The 16040-nt window shown below is 69.3% G+C and carries 16 protein-coding genes; 10 read left to right on the top strand and 6 right to left on the bottom strand.

Annotated elements, in window-relative coordinates; genetic code table 11:
* Positions 1-31 precede the first annotated feature (31 nt).
* The 4 genes from WDU99_RS11635 to WDU99_RS11620 all read right to left on the bottom strand — a co-directional run bounded on the left by WDU99_RS11635 (position 32) and on the right by WDU99_RS11620 (position 5077).
* On the bottom strand, positions 32-1138 hold the full coding sequence (locus tag WDU99_RS11635; protein ID WP_337332630.1) for a phosphate ABC transporter substrate-binding protein PstS: 1107 nt from the start codon (positions 1136-1138) through the stop codon (positions 32-34).
* Positions 1139-1258: 120 nt separating this feature from the next.
* The gene (locus tag WDU99_RS11630; RefSeq protein ID WP_337332629.1) at positions 1259-2197 is read right to left on the bottom strand and encodes an NUDIX hydrolase; all 939 of its coding nucleotides are present in this window, start codon (positions 2195-2197) and stop codon (positions 1259-1261) included.
* A complete protein-coding gene (locus WDU99_RS11625) occupies positions 2194-4359 on the bottom strand; it encodes an RNA degradosome polyphosphate kinase (protein WP_337332628.1) in 2166 nt (721 codons plus the stop codon). The genes WDU99_RS11630 and WDU99_RS11625 overlap by 4 nt, the downstream gene beginning before the upstream one ends.
* Positions 4360-4399: 40 nt before the next feature.
* The gene (locus WDU99_RS11620; RefSeq protein ID WP_337332627.1) at positions 4400-5077 is read right to left on the bottom strand and encodes a winged helix-turn-helix transcriptional regulator; all 678 of its coding nucleotides are present in this window, start codon (positions 5075-5077) and stop codon (positions 4400-4402) included.
* An 82-nt stretch (positions 5078-5159) separates the two neighbouring features.
* Here WDU99_RS11620 and WDU99_RS11615 point away from each other — a divergent pair, with 82 nt between their 5' ends.
* From WDU99_RS11615 to WDU99_RS11600, 4 genes are all read left to right on the top strand, one after another.
* A complete protein-coding gene (locus WDU99_RS11615; RefSeq protein ID WP_337332626.1) occupies positions 5160-5453 on the top strand; it encodes a hypothetical protein in 294 nt (97 codons plus the stop codon).
* Between the two features lie 186 nt (positions 5454-5639).
* On the top strand, positions 5640-6242 hold the full coding sequence (locus WDU99_RS11610) for a nitrobindin family protein (protein WP_337332625.1): 603 nt from the start codon (positions 5640-5642) through the stop codon (positions 6240-6242).
* Between the two features lies 1 nt (position 6243).
* Positions 6244-7341 carry a CAF17-like 4Fe-4S cluster assembly/insertion protein YgfZ gene (gene ygfZ, locus WDU99_RS11605; RefSeq protein WP_337332624.1) on the top strand — a complete coding sequence of 366 codons (1098 nt, stop codon included), beginning with the start codon at positions 6244-6246 and terminating at the stop codon, positions 7339-7341.
* Between the two features lie 31 nt (positions 7342-7372).
* Positions 7373-8116 carry a phosphoglyceromutase gene (locus tag WDU99_RS11600; protein ID WP_337332623.1) on the top strand — a complete coding sequence of 248 codons (744 nt, stop codon included), beginning with the start codon at positions 7373-7375 and terminating at the stop codon, positions 8114-8116.
* Positions 8117-8222: 106 nt separating this feature from the next.
* Here the strand turns inward: WDU99_RS11600 and phoU are convergent, their stop codons facing one another.
* Positions 8223-8945 carry a phosphate signaling complex protein PhoU gene (phoU, locus tag WDU99_RS11595; protein WP_337332622.1) on the bottom strand — a complete coding sequence of 241 codons (723 nt, stop codon included), beginning with the start codon at positions 8943-8945 and terminating at the stop codon, positions 8223-8225.
* A 190-nt stretch (positions 8946-9135) separates the two neighbouring features.
* Between phoU and WDU99_RS11590 the strand changes: the two genes are divergently transcribed.
* Positions 9136-10356, top strand: coding sequence for a sensor histidine kinase (locus tag WDU99_RS11590; protein WP_337332621.1), 1221 nt, complete (start codon positions 9136-9138; stop codon positions 10354-10356).
* A complete protein-coding gene (locus WDU99_RS11585; protein WP_337332620.1) occupies positions 10353-11036 on the top strand; it encodes a response regulator transcription factor in 684 nt (227 codons plus the stop codon). The genes WDU99_RS11590 and WDU99_RS11585 overlap by 4 nt, the downstream gene beginning before the upstream one ends.
* A gap of 81 nt (positions 11037-11117) precedes the next feature.
* On the opposite strand, the gene WDU99_RS11580 is transcribed toward WDU99_RS11585, so the two are convergent.
* Positions 11118-11615, bottom strand: coding sequence for a DNA modification methylase (locus tag WDU99_RS11580; RefSeq protein WP_337332619.1), 498 nt, complete (start codon positions 11613-11615; stop codon positions 11118-11120).
* Between the two features lie 155 nt (positions 11616-11770).
* On the opposite strand from WDU99_RS11580, the gene WDU99_RS11575 reads away from it, so the two are divergent.
* The 4 genes from WDU99_RS11575 to rlmB all read left to right on the top strand — a co-directional run bounded on the left by WDU99_RS11575 (position 11771) and on the right by rlmB (position 16023).
* On the top strand, positions 11771-12253 hold the full coding sequence (locus tag WDU99_RS11575; protein ID WP_337332618.1) for a CarD family transcriptional regulator: 483 nt from the start codon (positions 11771-11773) through the stop codon (positions 12251-12253).
* Between the two features lie 129 nt (positions 12254-12382).
* Positions 12383-13579, top strand: coding sequence for a 2-C-methyl-D-erythritol 4-phosphate cytidylyltransferase (gene ispD, locus WDU99_RS11570; RefSeq protein ID WP_337332617.1), 1197 nt, complete (start codon positions 12383-12385; stop codon positions 13577-13579).
* Positions 13580-13607: 28 nt separating this feature from the next.
* Positions 13608-15017, top strand: a complete 1410-nt coding sequence (gene cysS, locus WDU99_RS11565; protein ID WP_337332616.1) for a cysteine--tRNA ligase — start codon at positions 13608-13610, stop codon at positions 15015-15017.
* Entirely contained in the window at positions 15010-16023 is a 1014-nt protein-coding gene (gene rlmB, locus WDU99_RS11560) for a 23S rRNA (guanosine(2251)-2'-O)-methyltransferase RlmB (RefSeq protein ID WP_337332615.1), read from the top strand. The genes cysS and rlmB overlap by 8 nt, the downstream gene beginning before the upstream one ends.
* Positions 16024-16040: the final 17 nt, after the last annotated feature.

Raw genomic sequence — 16040 nt, 5'->3', positions numbered from 1 at the left:
GCATCGGATCAGTCGCTTGTCATCGTGTGTATCAGTCGACCTTGATCGTGTCGATCGCGGCGAGGACCTTGTCGCGCAGCCCTGCCGAGATGGGGGCGCTGCCGGCGTTGTCGGCAGCGGCGTTCTGGCCCTCTTCGCTGGCCATGTACTCGAAGTACGACTTGACCAGGGCGGCCGTGTTCGCGTCCTCGTACTCCTCGCAGGCGATCAGGTAGCTGACCAGGGCGATCGGGTACGAGCCGGCGGGTGCGGCAGCCGGGTCGACGGCGAACACGAGGTCGCCGGCTCCGCGGCCCTCCTCCAGCGGCGAGCTCTCGACCAGCGCTGCAGCGGCGTCGGCCGAGTAGGCGACGTACTCGCCGTCGACGCCGACGTGCACCTGACCGAGCTCGGAGGTCTGCGAGGCGTCGGCGTAGCCGATCGCGCCGTTGCCGGCGGTGATCGCCTGCACGACGCCCGATGTGCCCTGAGCGGCCTCGCCGCCCTGGATCGGCCACTCGCCCGAGGGCTCGAAGGTCCAGATGTCGGAGGCGGTCGCCGCCAGGTACGTGGCGAAGGTCTCGGTGGTGCCCGAGTCGTCGGAGCGGTGCACCGGCGAGATGGCGAGGTCGGGCAGCGCGACGCCCTCGTTCTGCTCGGCGATCGCCGGATCGGTCCAGTTGGTGATCTGGCCGGCGAAGATGCCCGCGATCGTCTTCGCGTCGAGGTTCAGCGAGTCGATGCCCTCGAGGTTGAAGGCGACGGCGACGGGCGAGATGTAGAGGGGGACCTCGACGATGGCATCCGATGCGCACATCTGGAAGCCGCCCTCGGCGAACTCATCGAGCTTGAACGCGCGGTCCGAGCCGATGAAGTCGCTGGCGCCGGCGAGGAAGTTCTCGCGACCGGTGCCCGAACCGGTGGGCTCGTAGTTGATGGTGACGCCGGTGTTGGCGGTCTGGAAGCCGGCCACCCAGGCCTCCTGGGCTGCGCCCTGCGACGAGGCGCCGGTGGCGCGCAGGGTGCCCTCGAGCGTCGATGCCGCGTCAGGGGCGGCCGAACCGTCGGCGGCCGGCGCCTCGTTCGCGGCGCAGCCGGTGAGAGCGAGGGCGGCCACGGCGCCGATGGCGCCGATTCGAGCGATGCGGGAGATCTTCACTGTGGGTCCGTTCGATCGGGGATTCTTGGATGCCCGGTGCCGGGCACACAGTGACGCTACGAGCGACGGTTAACGAGACTCTCCCAGGCGGGTGAACGGAAGGTGAACGGAATCGGACGCCTAGACCTTGGGTTCGTGCGTCTCGATCGAGATGATGCCCGAACCGGGGTTGGTCGCCGAGAGATGCACCACCGAGAAGGCGGCCATTCCGAGGTCGCTGGCACTGTCGATGTACGAGCCGTGCACGGTGCCGGTCGCCAGCGCCAGCTCCGACACGACGGCGGGCAGCACCGGTCCGTGACTGCACAGTACGGCGGGCTTGCGTGAGCGCACGCGGTTCCCCACGACGTGACGCACGTCGGCGGTGCCGTCCTCCCAGGCATCCTGGCTGATCTTGGCGGTGACGCGCGCCTCGCGACCGAGCTTCTTCTCCAGCGGTGCCACGGTCTGCCGGCAGCGCAGTGCATCGCTGGTGACGATCCGGCGCACGCCGAACGCGCGCAGCGGTGCGACGACGGCCTTCGCCTGCCGGATGCCCTTCTCGGTGAGGGGGCGCGCGGCGTCGGCATCCTGCCAGTCCGAGCGCCCGACCGCCTTCGCATGCCGCAGCGCGATCAGCGGGAAGGTGTGCAGCACACCGTCGTCGACCAGCTGCGCGAAGTTCTCGAGGATCTCGACGTCGACCGGATAGCTCAGACGCCGGCGCGCCTTCTTCAGGCTCACCCACTCGACGGCCGCGATCTCGCCGTTGGGCACGAAGGTCGACGCGCGGATCGCATCGTCGGTCGCATGGGCGGCCCAGTAGTGCACGATCTTCTGTCGCTTCGGCCGCATCCAGTACTTGCTGATCCCGACCGGCACGCCGAGACTGACGCGGATGCCGGTCTCCTCGCGCACCTCGCGCACCGCGGTCTCGGCGAGCATCTCGCCGGGATCGACCTTGCCCTTGGGCAGGGTCACGTCGCGGTACTTGGTGCGGTGGATCAGCAGCACGCGCAGCTTGTCGTCGATCAGACGCCAGACCACCGCGCCGGCCGCGTAGACCGCGGTGTCGCTCATCGGCGGGTCTGCTTGCGACGGCGACGGCTCTGCACATTGGCCATCGTGCGGTCCTGCAGATCGATCAGGGGTGCGTCGTCGCTGGACTCCGCGCGGGTCCAGACGCCGCCCGTGCCGAGGTGCCACGAGTTGGTGCGAGGATCCATCGCGAGATCGAACAGGTCGTGCAGCTCGCTGATGTGCGCGGGCTCCTGCAGTCGCACCAGCGCCTCGACGCGGCGATCCAGGTTGCGGTGCATCATGTCGGCGCTGCCGATGTAGACGATCGGGTCGCCGTCGTTGTCGAACATGAACAGCCGCGAGTGCTCGAGGTAGCGGCCGAGGATGCTGCGCACCGTGATGTTGTCGCTGACCCCTGGCAGGTCCACGCGCAGTCCGCAGATGCCTCGCACCCACACCTCGATCTTCACGCCGGCGATGCTCGCCCGGTACAGCGCGTCGACGATCTGCTCGTCGACCATCGAATTGACCTTGATGCGGATTCGGGCGGGCTTGCCGGCCTCGGCGTTCTTGCGCTCGTTGTTGATGTGCCGCAGCAGCCCCTTGCGCAGGTGCAGCGGGGCGACGAGCAGGCGCTTGAACTTCTTCTCGATCGCGTAGCCGCTCAGCTCGTTGAACAGGCGGGTCAGGTCGCGCCCGACGAGCGGGTCGGCGGTGAAGAGACCGAAGTCCTCGTAGATGCGGCTGGTCTTGGGGTTGTAGTTGCCGGTGCCGACGTGTGAATAGTGACGCAGCGCGCCGTCCTCCTCGCGGATCACCAGGGCCAGCTTGCAGTGCGTCTTCAGCCCCACCAGGCCGTACACCACGTGGACGCCGGCCTTCTCGAGTTTGCGGGCCCAGACGATGTTGGCGGCCTCGTCGAACCGGGCCTTCACCTCGACCAGCGCCAGCACAGACTTGCCGGCCTCGGCCGCGTCGATGAGCGCCTGCACGATCGGGCTGTCGCCCGAGGTGCGGTACAGGGTCTGCTTGATGGCCAGCACCTGCGGGTCGCGCGCCGCCTGTTCGAGGAAGGCCTGCACGCTCGTCGCGAATGACTCGTACGGGTGATGCACCAGCACATCGGACTTGCCGATCGCGCGGAAGATGTCGGGTCGCTCGTTGCTGTCACCGGGCTGGAAAGCCACGGCGGTCGTGGGCAGGTGCGGGGGATAGCGCAGGTCGGGCCGGTCGATGCGCGACAGGTCGAACAGTCCGCGCAGGTCGAGCGGCCCGGGCAGCCGATAGACCTCCTGGCCCGTGATGTCGAGCTCTTTGATCAGCAGCTCGAGGGTGACGTCGTCCATGTCGTCGGTGATCTCGAGCCGGATCGGCGGGCCGAAGCGTCGCTTGAGCAGCTCGGCCTCGAGCGCTTGGATGAGGTTCTCGCTCTCGTCCTCCTCGATCTCGACGTCTTCGTTGCGGGTGAGGCGGAACGCGTGGTGGTCGAGCACCTCCATGCCGGGGAAGAGATCGTTCAGGTGGTTCGCGATCAGCTCCTCGAGGCGGATGAAGCGCAGGATCTGACCGCCACCGGGCACCGCGATCAGGCGCGGCAGCATCGGCGGCACCTTGAGTCGTGCGAAGTCCTGACGGCCGGTGCGGGCGTTGCGGATGCGGATCGCGAGGTTCAGGGACAGACCCGAGATGTACGGGAACGGGTGCGCGGGATCCACGGCCAGCGGCATCAGCACCGGGAAGACCTGCGCCTGGAAGTACTCGCCCAGCGCTGCCCGCTCGGCATCGGTCAGATCGTCCCAGTCGGTGATCTCGATCCCCGCGTCCGCCAGCGCAGGCTTGACCTGATCGCTCCAGGCGGCGGCGTGACGCAGCTGCAGGGCGTGCGCCTCCTTCGAGATGTCGGCGAGCACGTCGCTGGGGGCGCGGCCGACGTTGGTCGGCACCGCCAGACCGGTGAGGATGCGGCGCTTGAGGCCGGCGACGCGCACCATGAAGAACTCGTCGAGGTTGCTGGCGAAGATCGCCAGGAAGTTCGCCCGCTCCAGTTCGGGGAGCGCCTGGTCCTCAGCCAGTTCCAGTACGCGCTGATTGAACGCCAGCCAGCTCACCTCGCGGTCGTGGTAGCGGTGATCGGGCAGGATCGCATCCGGTGTCTCATGCGCGTCGAAGTCATCGTCTTCGGCGTCTTCGAGTCCGGTTTCGACGAGGGCGGGATCGATCATGGGGTACATCCTCGCATCCCCCGGTGTCGAATGGGCGAACTCAGTCCTCGCCGGCCGCGGGCTCCTCGTGCAGGTTGAAGCGGTAGCCCACGTTGCGCACCGTGCCGATGATCTGATCCGCCTCGCCGAGCTTCGCGCGCAGCCGCCGCACGTGCACGTCGACGGTGCGTGTGCCGCCGAAGTAGTCGTACCCCCACACGTCGCTGAGCAGCTGCTCGCGGGTGAAGACCCGTGCGGGGTGCGTGGCCAGGAAGTGCAGCAGCTGGAACTCCTTGTACGTGAGGTCCAGCGGGCGACCGTGCAGCTTGGCCGAGTACGAATGCTCGTCGATCGTGATGCCTGAGGCCTGCACGCGCGCGGGCGCCTCGTCGCTGTCCCGCGCCAGCGCCAGACGGATGCGGGCATCGATCTCGGCGGGACCGGCACCGGTGAGGATCAGCTCGGTGAAGCCCCAATCCGGTGTCACCGCGCTCAGTCCGCCCTCGGTGACGACGAGCAGCACAGGTGCTTCGCTGCCGGCGGTGCGCAGCAGACGGCACGCGGCGCGGGCGGCGAGCAGGTCGCTGCGCCCGTCGACGAGGATCGCGTCGCAGTCGGGCAGCGACAGCAGGTGGGAGCTGTCGATCGGATGCCGGCGGATGCTGTGCGAGAGCAGCCCGAGCGCTGGCAGCACCGGCTCCGCGTCGGGGGCCGGGGTGAGTGCCAGCAGGAGGACCACGGATTCATGTTAACGGGGTGAGAGCCGCCGTCTGCGCCATGCGACGACGGCATCCGAGCGGTCGCCGAGTACGATGGGCGTCATGCAGGATGTGGCACTGGCTCCGCGCAACGCCTTCCACGGCGTGATCGCGGTGTGGAGCGTCGCCCTGGTGACGGCGCTCGTGCTGGGTTTCGCGCTGCCTGCCGACATCCGCACCGGCTGGCTGCTGATCGCCTTCGGCGGCGTCGTGCTGCTGTCGTTCGCCGTGCAGCTCGCCTACGCCCGACCCCAGGGATACATCGTGCGGGTGTCGGCGAGCATCGTGGGATCGCTGGTGCTGATGGGCATCGTGTCGGCTGCGTTCGCCATCGCGGCGCTCGCGACCGCCCTCTGACTGCACTCCCACGGTCTCGGACGGACCCGAGTGGTCAACAGGGTGACTAGACTGTCGAGCATGGACCTCGTCGCGCTCGAATTCTTCTTCCTCGGCCTGCTGGGCCTTGCGAGCCTCGCGATCGCCTTCGTCGCCGGCGTCGTGCTCGTCAACCTGTTCCGCGGCCAGCGCTGATTCCGTTCCGCCGTGATCGAGCTGCCCACGGATCTCCCCGCTGAGCTGGCGCCGCTGTCGTGGCTGCTCGGCGTCTGGGAGGGCACCGGTGTCATCGAGTACACCGCGGGGAATCACCGCTTCCAGGGCGAGTTCTCGCACCGGGTGAGCTTCAGCCATGACGGCGGGCCGTTCCTGAACTACGCGGCGTCGGCATCGTTCCTCGGCCTCGAGGGTGACGACGAACCGATCGCCCTGCTCTCCGAGACCGGGTTCTGGCGCCTGGCGCGCCCACGCCAGGCATCCGATCCCGGCCCCGCCCTGCTGCCGCCCGCCGAGACGGCGCCGGCGCGCACCGTCGACGACGTCGAGGCGCTGCGCACCGACGACGGATTCCCGATCGAGGTCTCGGTAGCACACTCCGACGGCACCCTCGAGCTGTACCTCGGCCGCATCGCCGGCCCCCGCATCGACATCGCGACGGATGCCGTCGTGCGCGCCGCCGGGGGGAAGCAGTACACGGCCGCGAGCCGCATGTACGGACTCGTCGACGCGCACCTGCTGTGGGCGTGGGACATCGCCGCCCTCGGCGAGAACCTGAAGTCGCACGCCTCGGCGCGCCTGGCGAAGGTCTGACATGGCGGCGTTCGACGCGCTTCCCGGCGCCGTTCGCGACGGCGCGGTGATCGTGCACTTCGGCAGCCCGCTCATCGAGCAGCGACGGCTCGCCGCCGGCGAGGCCGTCGTGCCGCTCACCGACCGCACCCTCATCGAGGTCGCCGGCGAGGACCGGCTGACCTGGCTGGATTCCATCACCTCGCAGTCGGTCGCACGGCTGCGCGCCGGCGACAGCACCGAGCTGCTCGTGCTCGACCCGCAGGGGCGTGTCGAGCACGCCGCCGCGGTGTTCGAGGACGGTGCGTCGGTCTGGCTGATCGCCGATGAGGCGGATGCCGAGAAGCTCGCCGTCTGGCTGCAGCGGATGGTCTTCCGCTCCCGCGTCACGGTCACGGTGCGCTCCGACGCCGCATTGGCGGGCTTCTTCGCGGGCGGCGCCGCGGAGGCGCGGCTGACCCCCTCCGCGCCCAACGGCACGCCGCTGATCTGGCGCGACCCGTGGCACGAGGTGCAGCCGGGAGGCCACCAGTACGCCGCGGTGGAGGGGCATCCGGCATCCGACTACGCCTGGAGCGTCGCCGTCGTCGACGATCCCGCGGCGCTGACGGCGCCGTTCGCGGGAGCGCTGGCCGCGGAGGCGCTGCGCATCGCGGCATGGCGGCCGCGCTGGTCGAACGAGGTCGATGAGCGCACCATCCCGCACGAGTCCGACTGGATCCGCAGCGCCGTGCACCTGTCGAAAGGCTGCTACCGCGGGCAGGAGACGGTCGCGAAGGTGCACAATCTCGGGCATCCGCCGCGTCGTCTCGCGGCTCTCCTGCTCGACGGCAGCGACGTGGTGATGCCCGCGCAGGGCGACATCGTGCTCGCCGGCGATGCCGAGGTCGGCCACGTGACCTCGATCGCGATGCACTACGAGGACGGTCCGATCGCGCTGGCGATGCTGTCGCGCCGAGCCCCGGTGACCGAACTGATCGTGCGCACGCACGAGGGCGTCGACATCGCCGCCGCCCAGCAGGTCATCGTGCCGGCCGATGCGGGCGCCACCGCCGGCGTGCCGCGGCTGACCCGGCTGTCGCGCCGGCCCGTCGCAGAGGATCCGCGCAACGCCCGCTGAGTCGCGCACCGCGGGCCGATAGGCTGGCACCATGACGCGCACCCTGATTCTGCTCCGGCACGGCCAGAGCGAATGGAACCAGCTGAACCTCTTCACCGGATGGGTGGATGTCCGCCTGACCGAGCAGGGCAAGGACGAGGCCCGCCGCGGCGGCGAGCTGCTCGCCGAGTCGGGACTGCTGCCCGATGTGCTGCACACGTCACTGCTCAGTCGTGCCATCCAGACCGCGGACATCGCACTGGACGCCGCCGACCGGCTGTGGATCCCCGTGACGCGCTCCTGGCGCCTCAACGAGCGCCATTACGGTGCGCTGCAGGGCAAGGACAAGGCTCAGACGCTCGAGGAGTTCGGCCCCGAGCAGTTCCAGCTGTGGCGTCGCTCGTTCGACGTGCCGCCGCCGCTGCTCGACGACGACAGCGAGTTCAGCCAGGTGAACGACCCCCGCTACGTCGGAATCGACGGCGAGGTGCCGCGCACCGAGTCGCTGAAGCTCGTCATCGAACGCCTGCTGCCGTACTGGAACGATGCCATCGTCCCCGACCTCGAGGCCGGCAAGACGGTGCTGGTGACCGCGCACGGCAACTCGCTGCGCGGTCTGGTCAAGCACCTCGAGAACATCAGCGACGACGACATCGCCGAGCTGAACATCCCCACCGGCATTCCGCTGGTGTACGAGCTCGATGAGAACAACGTCCCGACCGCCCCCGGTCGCTACCTCGACCCCGAGGCCGCCGCTGCCGGCGCCGCGGCGGTCGCCGCTCAGGGCAAGAAGTAGACCCGGGGCTCAGCCACGTCGTCGAAGCCCCCCAGCAGCGTCGAGGCCCCCTCTGATTCGCGCGAATCAGAGGGGGCCTCGACGGCGTGAGGGGGCCTCGACGGGGTCAGGCTCCGTCGGACGGGGAACCATCCTCCCTCGGGAGGTTGATCTGAGCCTCGGCGGCGACGGCGATGTCCTCCTCCTCGACCGCCCAGTCGCCGGTGGCGAGGTAGACGACCTTCTTGGCGACGGCCACCGCGTGGTCGGCGAAGCGCTCGTGGTAGCGGCTGGCGAGGGTGGCGTCCACCGTCGCGGTCGCCTCGCCCTTCCAGTTGTCGCTGAGCACCTTCTCGAACACCCGGGCGTGCAGTTCGTCGACGTCGTCGTCCGCATTGCGGATGGCGTCTGCGAAGCGCAGATCCTGCGTGCGCAGCAGATCGGCGAGGGTGCGCGAGATCTCGACGTCGAGCTCGCCCATGCGGCGGAACGTGCCCTTCAGGCCCTTCGGCACCGCGCGCTCGGGGAAGCGCAGGCGCGCGAGCTGGGCGATGTGCTCGGCCATGTCGCCCATCCGCTCCAGCGAGGCGCTCACCCGCAGGGCCGTGATCACGATCCGCAGGTCGCGGGCGACCGGCTGCTGACGGGCCAGGATCTCGATGGCCTGCTCGTCGAGGGCCACGGCGAGCTCGTCGATCTTCGCGTCGTCGGCGATGACCTCTTCGGCCAGCGCCACATCGCTCTCGGCGAAGGCCGTGGTCGCCTTCTCGATCGCGATCGTGACCAGATCGGCGATCTCGGTGAGCTTCGACTGCAGATCCTCGAGGGACTGGTGGAACACTTGGCGCATCTCGCGCAACCTTTCGTCGGGGGCTCGGCACGGGCGTGGAGTGCCGGTCGGGCACGCTCGCGCGAGGTCGACACGATTGTCTTGGTCGAAGGTTAACAAACGGTGCCCGAAACGTGAATACTAGCTCCCCTGCCGCATGACGGCGGCCTGAACGGCCAGCAACCCACCGTGTGGGCCGTACGCTGGAGCCATGTCCTCGCCCCAGTTCGCGCTGTTCGCACTCGCCATCGGTGCGATCATCGGGGCTGGCACCGTGCTGCTGGTCGTGTGGGCATATCGCATCCGTATGCTGGCTGCCCACGAGACCTCCACCTCGGTTCCCGCCGGGGTCACCGAGGTGCTGCACGGGATGGATGATCCGGCCTGTGTGCTCGACCCCTCCGGACTGGTCGTCGCCACATCCAACGCCGCGGCGCGCTTCGGCATCCGATCCGGCGCCGTGCTCGACAACGCCGACCTGCGCCGGCTCGTCCGCGCCGTGCGCGGCGAGGGCGGCAGCGCGACCGAGACGCTTCGGCTCACCGCCGGGGGGATGCTCGACCCGCGGCTCGTCTCGGCGCGGGCGAGCCGCATCGGCCCCCAGCTGACGCTGCTGATCATCCGTGATGTCACCGAGCGTGAGCGACTCGAGCAGATGCGCACCGACTTCGTCGCCAACACCAGCCATGAGCTGAAGACCCCCGTCGCCTCGGTCAGCCTGCTCGCCGAGGCGATCGAGTCGGCCTCCGACGACCCCGAGCAGGTGCGCGTGTTCGCCGCGCGCATCGCCGCCGAGGCGGGACGGCTCGGGCAGCTCACCGGACGGATCCTGAGCCTGTCGCGCCTGCAGGCGGCAGAGAGCCTCGCGCAGATCGAACCGGTCTCGATCGACGAGGTCGTGGCGTCGTCGGTCGAGGCGCACCTCGTGCAGGCCGATTCGGGCGGTGTCACGCTGGCCAGGGGTGGTGATCGCGGCGCGTGGGTGCGCGGCGATGCTCAGGTGCTCATCGAGGCCGTGGGCAACCTGATCGCCAACGCGATCGTCTACTCGCCCAAGGGGTCGAGCGTCGGCATCGGGGTGAAGATCGACGGTGACGTCGTGGAGATCGCCGTGGCCGACCAGGGCATCGGCATCGCCGAGGCCGATGCGGAGCGCATCTTCGAGCGCTTCTATCGCGCGGACGAGGCTCGTTCCCGGCGCACCGGCGGCACGGGGCTCGGTCTGTCGATCGTCAAGCACGCGACCCAGAGACACGGCGGCGAGGTGCGACTGTGGTCGCGGCCCGGCCAGGGATCGACCTTCACCATCCGGCTGCCCCGTATCGAGGCGCCGTCGGTCGGAAAGAAGGGCGCCAAGAAGAAGGCCAAGAAGAAGCGCTCTGACAAGAAATCCGCCACGGCGGTCGGAGCACGAAACGGAGAGACCGCATGACCCGGATCCTGCTCGTCGAGGATGAGCCCGACTTGGCCGACCCGCTCGCCTACCTGCTGCGCAGGGAGGGCTACGAGGTCGAGATCTGCGAAGACGGCCCGGGTGCGCTGAACGCATTCCGCGAGCGCGGAGCCGACGTCATCCTGCTCGATCTCATGCTGCCCGGGATGCCGGGCACCGAAGTGTGCCGGCAGGTGCGGCAGACCTCGACCGTGCCCATCATCATGCTCACCGCGAAGGACTCCGAGGTCGACATCGTCGTGGGTCTCGAGCTGGGCGCCGACGACTACATCACCAAGCCGTACTCGTCGCGCGAGCTGCTCGCCCGTATGCGGGCCGTGCTGCGCCGGGTCGGTCAGGCCGAGGCCGAGATCGACGAGCGCGTACTCGAGGGGGGCCGTGTCACACTTGACATCGACCGGCATGCGGTCGCGGTGGACGGCTCGGAGATCAGCATGCCGCTGAAGGAGTTCGAGCTGCTCGAGGTGCTGATGCGCAACTCAGGGCGTGTGCTCACCCGCGGGCAGCTCATTGATCGCGTCTGGGGCAGCGACTACTTCGGCGACACGAAGACGCTCGACGTGCACATCAAGCGCATCCGCTCGCGCATCGAGGAGAACCCGAGCGACCCGGTGATGCTGGTGACGGTGCGCGGGCTGGGCTACCGGTTCGAGGGCTGAGCGAGAGCCGACGATCACGAAAACGGTGAAGGCCGACCCTGCACGGGGTCGGCCTTCACTGCAGGAAGTCGGATGCGAGGATCATTCCTCGACGGTGGGTGCGAGGTCTGCGTACTCGGGCAGTGTGCCGTCGAGCACGGGGACCGCGGTGGGCACGGCCTCACCGTCGCCGGAGACGAACAGCGCCTCGACGTTGGCGCCGGGCTTGACGCCGAGGTTCTCGATCGGCAGCGGGTCGGTGTCGGCGCCCAGGCTGACGCGCTCGCCTGCGGGCACACGCACGGTCAACGTGGTGTCGGCGATGTCGATGTTGATGCGGCCGCTCTTGTCGCCCTGGTTGACGAACACCCCGACGAGGTTGCCGACGGAGCCGTCTTCGGTGGCGATGACCATGGCGTTGCGCACGATGATGTCGCCGCCGGTCTCGTTCACGCTGACGCCGTCGGACGGGGAGTAGGGGATGGTCGTGGACTGGTTCGTGATGAACGTGCAGCCGGTGGTGCCCAGCGCGACGGCCGCGCTGAGGGCGACGGCGGCGATGAGGCGCGGAGCGAGGGACGCAGCAGAGCGCGAGTTCACGGATCCTCCTGAGATGCGACGGGTGTCGACGTCCAGTCTAGTGGGTCGCGCGTGGGCATCCGGGACCGGTTGGACGGCCGTCGGAACCGCGTCGGCGCGAACCTTAGTACATAACGGCTGTGGTATCCTGGAGATTGCCGAAAGGACACGTTTTTATGCTTTTTGAGGTTGGCGAAACCGTCGTCTATCCGCACCACGGAGCCGCAACGATCATCGAGGTCAAGGACCGCGTGATCAAGGGCGAGACGAAGAAGTATCTGAAGCTCAACGTCACTCAGGGTGACCTGATCATCGAGGTTCCCGCTGAGAACGTCGACCTGGTCGGCGTGCGCGATGTGATCGGCCAGGAGGGCCTTGACCACGTGTTCGAGGTGCTGCGCGCCCCGTTCACGGAAGAGCCCACGAACTGGTCGCGCCGCTACAAGGCGAACCTGGAGAAGCTCGCGTCGGGTGACGTCATCAAGGTGAGCGAGGTCGTGCGCGACCTGTGGCGCCGCGATCAGGACCGCGGCCTGTCCGCCGGCGAGAAGCGGATGCTGGCGAAGGCTCGCCAGATCCTCGTCTCCGAGCTGGCGCTCGCCGAGAAGATCGACGAGGACAAGGCCGGAGAGCTGCTCGATGAGGTGCTCGCCTCCTGAGTGCGATCGACCGGAGTTCGAGAAGGGCGGATGCTGAGGCATCCGCCCTTCTCGTCTTCACGTCCGGATCGACGGCGTCGACACGTGTCACGTTCTGCTCGTCGCGCGCGGACTGGGTAGCGTGAGCACGTGACCTCGCATTCCGACGCCCCCACGACCGCGATCATCATCGTCGCAGCCGGATCCGGCACCCGCCTGGGCGCTGGCGCACCCAAGGCGCTCGTCCACGTCGGTGGCCGCACGGTGCTGGGGCACGCCCTCGACGGCGTCTTCGCCGCCGCTCCGATGCAGGTCGTCGTGGTCGCCCCCGCCGGCCATGAGGGTGTCGTGGATGCTGAGATCGCGGCATCCGCCGGGGAGAGGCGCCCGCTCGCCGGTGTCGTGACCGGGGGAGCCACCCGGCAGCGGTCGGTGGCGGCGGGACTCGCCGCGCTCGGCGCGCAGATCACGACCGTGCTGGTGCACGATGCGGCCAGGGCGCTCACGCCGGCCCCGTTGATCGACGCTGTCGCCGCCGCGGTGTCGGATGCCGGTGTCATCCCGGCCCTTGCGGTGGTCGACACCCTCAAGCAGGTCGACGGAGACGACGTCGTCGGCGTCGTCGACCGCTCCGTGCTCGCGGCCGCGCAGACACCACAGGGCTTTCCCCGCGCTGCACTCGAGGCGGCGTATGCCAGGGCGAAGGCTGCCGGCGAGGAGCACACCGACGACGCCGCGCTGTTCGCCGCAGCAGGCGGCGTGGTGCGCAGCATCGCCGGGTCCGAGCGGGCCTTCAAGATCACCACTCCGTCCGATCTGGAGAGGGCGTGCATGCTGCTCGGTTCAACAAACGGGTCCCTGAGCCCGTCGCACGCACCCCGCGTCGGCGTCGGCACCGACGTGCACGCCTTCGGCGGCGAGGGAGACCTCTGGCTGGCGGGGCTCGAGTGGCCGGGGGAGTCGGCACTGTCCGGGCACTCCGACGGCGACGCCGTCGCTCACGCGATGGTCGATGCGCTGCTGGGTGCTGCCGGGCTCGGCGACATCGGCCAGCACTTCGGCACCGCGCACCCGGAGTACGCCGGGGCGCACGCCGACGTCTTCCTCGCCCGCACAGCCCAGATGCTGGCGGAAGCCGGCTTCGCGATCGGCAACGTGTCCGTGCAGTTCCAGGGCAACCGGCCCCGCTTCAGCGCCCGACGCGCCGAGGCCGAGGCCGTGCTGTCGGCCGCGCTCGGCGGCGCCCCCGTGAGCGTTGCGGCCACCACCACCGACGGTCTGGGCTTCACCGGTCGCGGAGAGGGCATCGCCGTCACCGCCGTGGCACTGGTGATCCCACAGGTGTGACGCACGGGCACCCCGGTACGCTAGGACGGTGACTCTCCGGCTCCATGACACCCGCGCGCAGCAGCTGCGCGACTTCGTCCCGCTCGACGCCTCGAACGTGACGATGTACGTGTGTGGACCGACCGTGCAGTCCGGTCCGCACATCGGGCACGTCCGCGCGGCACTGAGCTTCGATCTGCTGCGTCGCTGGCTCGAGTATCGCTATGGACGCGTCACCTTCGTGCGCAACGTCACCGACATCGACGACAAGGTGCTGCAGAACGCCACCGAGTCCGAGCCGTGGTGGGCGCTGGCGTATCGGATGGAGATGGAGTTCTCGCAGGCGTATGCCGCGATCGGCATCCTTCCGCCGACCTATGAGCCTCGGGCGACCGGGTTCATCCCGCAGATCCACGAGCTCATCGCCCGGCTCATCGAGAAGGGCCATGCGTACCCGGCATCCGATGGCTCGGGCGACGTGTACTTCGACGTGCGCTCCTGGCCCGCCTACGGCGAGCTGACGCGCCAGTCGGTCGACGACATGGAGGCGGCTGCCGACGCGGATCCGCGCGGAAAGCGCACGCCGCAGGACTTCGCGCTGTGGAAGGGGGCGAAGGCGGACGAGCCGGCGGATGCCACGTGGGCGTCGCCCTGGGGCACCGGCCGCCCCGGCTGGCACATCGAGTGCTCGGCGATGTCGCGCCGCTACCTCGGTGCGGAGTTCGACATCCACGGCGGCGGGCTCGATCTGCGCTTCCCGCATCACGAGAACGAGCTCGCGCAGTCCACAGCCGCCGGTGACGGCTTCGCCCAGTACTGGGTGCACAACGGCTTGGTGACCGTGAACGGGCAGAAGATGTCGAAGTCGCTGGGCAACTTCACCCTGGCATCCGACGTTCTCGCGCAGCACGACCCTCTCGTCGTGCGCTACGCGCTCGCCGCCGCGCACTACCGCTCGAGTCTCGACCTCTCGGAGTCGTCGTGGTCCGAGGCGGAAGCCGCCCTTGCGCGAATCGAGACCATGCGACAGCGGGTGCTTCGCGCGACCGGTGCCGATCCGGCGGCCGTGACGCCCGGAACCGTCCCGGAGGCCTTCGCGCTGGCCATGGACGACGACCTGGGGGTGCCCCAGGCCCTGGCCGTGCTGCACGAGACCGTGCGTGCCGCCAATACCGCGCTGGACGGCGATGATCTCGAAGCCGCCACGGAAGCGGCGCGCGCGGTGGCCTCGATGCTGGAGATCCTCGGACTCGATGGCCCGTCGCCGGCCGTCATGACCGGGACGGACGCCACAGCATCCGCTCTCGGCACCCTCGTGCAGACGATGATCTCGCAGCGCGCGCAGGCGCGCGCCGACAAGGACTGGGCAGCGGCCGATCGCATCAGGGATGCGATCGCCGCCGCAGGAATCACGCTGGAGGACACTCCGGCCGGAACTCATTGGAGTATCGATGGCTAAGCCAGGTCGCCCCGGAGCGGGCAACAGCAAGAAGAAGGGCGCCAGCAAGGGCACCGGCGGTCTCGGGCGCAAGGCGCTCGAGGGCCGCGGCCCGACGCCGAAGGCGGAGGACCGCAGTTGGCACGTCGCCGGCAAGCGCAAGGCCGCGGCGGAGCGCTATGCCGCCGCGGGCGGTAAGGGCCGACCGTCCGGTTCCGGCGGCGGCCGCGGCGGTCAGGGCTCGAACCCGAACCGCCAGGGTCGGGCGAAGCAGAGCGACGACACCGAGACCGTCACCGGTCGCAACTCGGTGCTCGAGGCGCTGCGCACCAAGATCCCCGCGACCGCGATGTACATCGCGCAGCGCGTCGAGATGGACGACCGGGTCAAGGAGATGCTCTCGATCGCGCGTCACCGAGAGATCCCGGTGCTCGAGGTCACCCGCCAGGAGCTCGACCGCATGGCAGGGTTCGACGGCGTGCACCAGGGCGTCGCGCTGAAGGTGCCGCCCTACGAGTACGCGCACCCGCAGGACCTGCTCGAGCAGGTGATCGACCGCGGCGAGACCCCGCTGTTCATCGCGCTCGACGGCATCACCGACCCGCGCAACCTCGGTGCGATCATCCGGTCGACCGCCGCCTTCGGCGGCCACGGCATCATCCTGCCGCAGCGCCGATCGGCGAGCGTCAACTCCGCCGCGTGGAAGACCAGCGCGGGTGCCGCCGCGCGCCTGCCGGTGGCCCTGGTCGCGAACCTCACCACCCAGCTGAAGGAGTTCAAGAAGCAGGGCGTGTTCGTGCTCGGCCTCGACGGCGGGGGAGACGTGGCGCTGCCCGCGCTCGAGCTCGCCGACCGTCCGGTCGTGATCGTGGTCGGGTCGGAGGGCAAGGGCCTCTCGCGCCTGGTCACCGAGAACTGCGACCAGATCGTGTCGATCCCTATCTCGTCCGCCACCGAATCGCTGAACGCCGGCATCGCGGCATCCGTCGCGCTGTACCAGGTCGCGACCATCCGCGCCGGGGAATAAGCCCGGCTCGCTTTCGA

This window comes from Microbacterium bandirmense, assembly GCF_037204185.1.
GTDB classification, from domain to species: Bacteria; Actinomycetota; Actinomycetes; order Actinomycetales; family Microbacteriaceae; genus Microbacterium; species Microbacterium bandirmense.
This window is presented reverse-complemented; position numbering and strand designations above follow the sequence as displayed.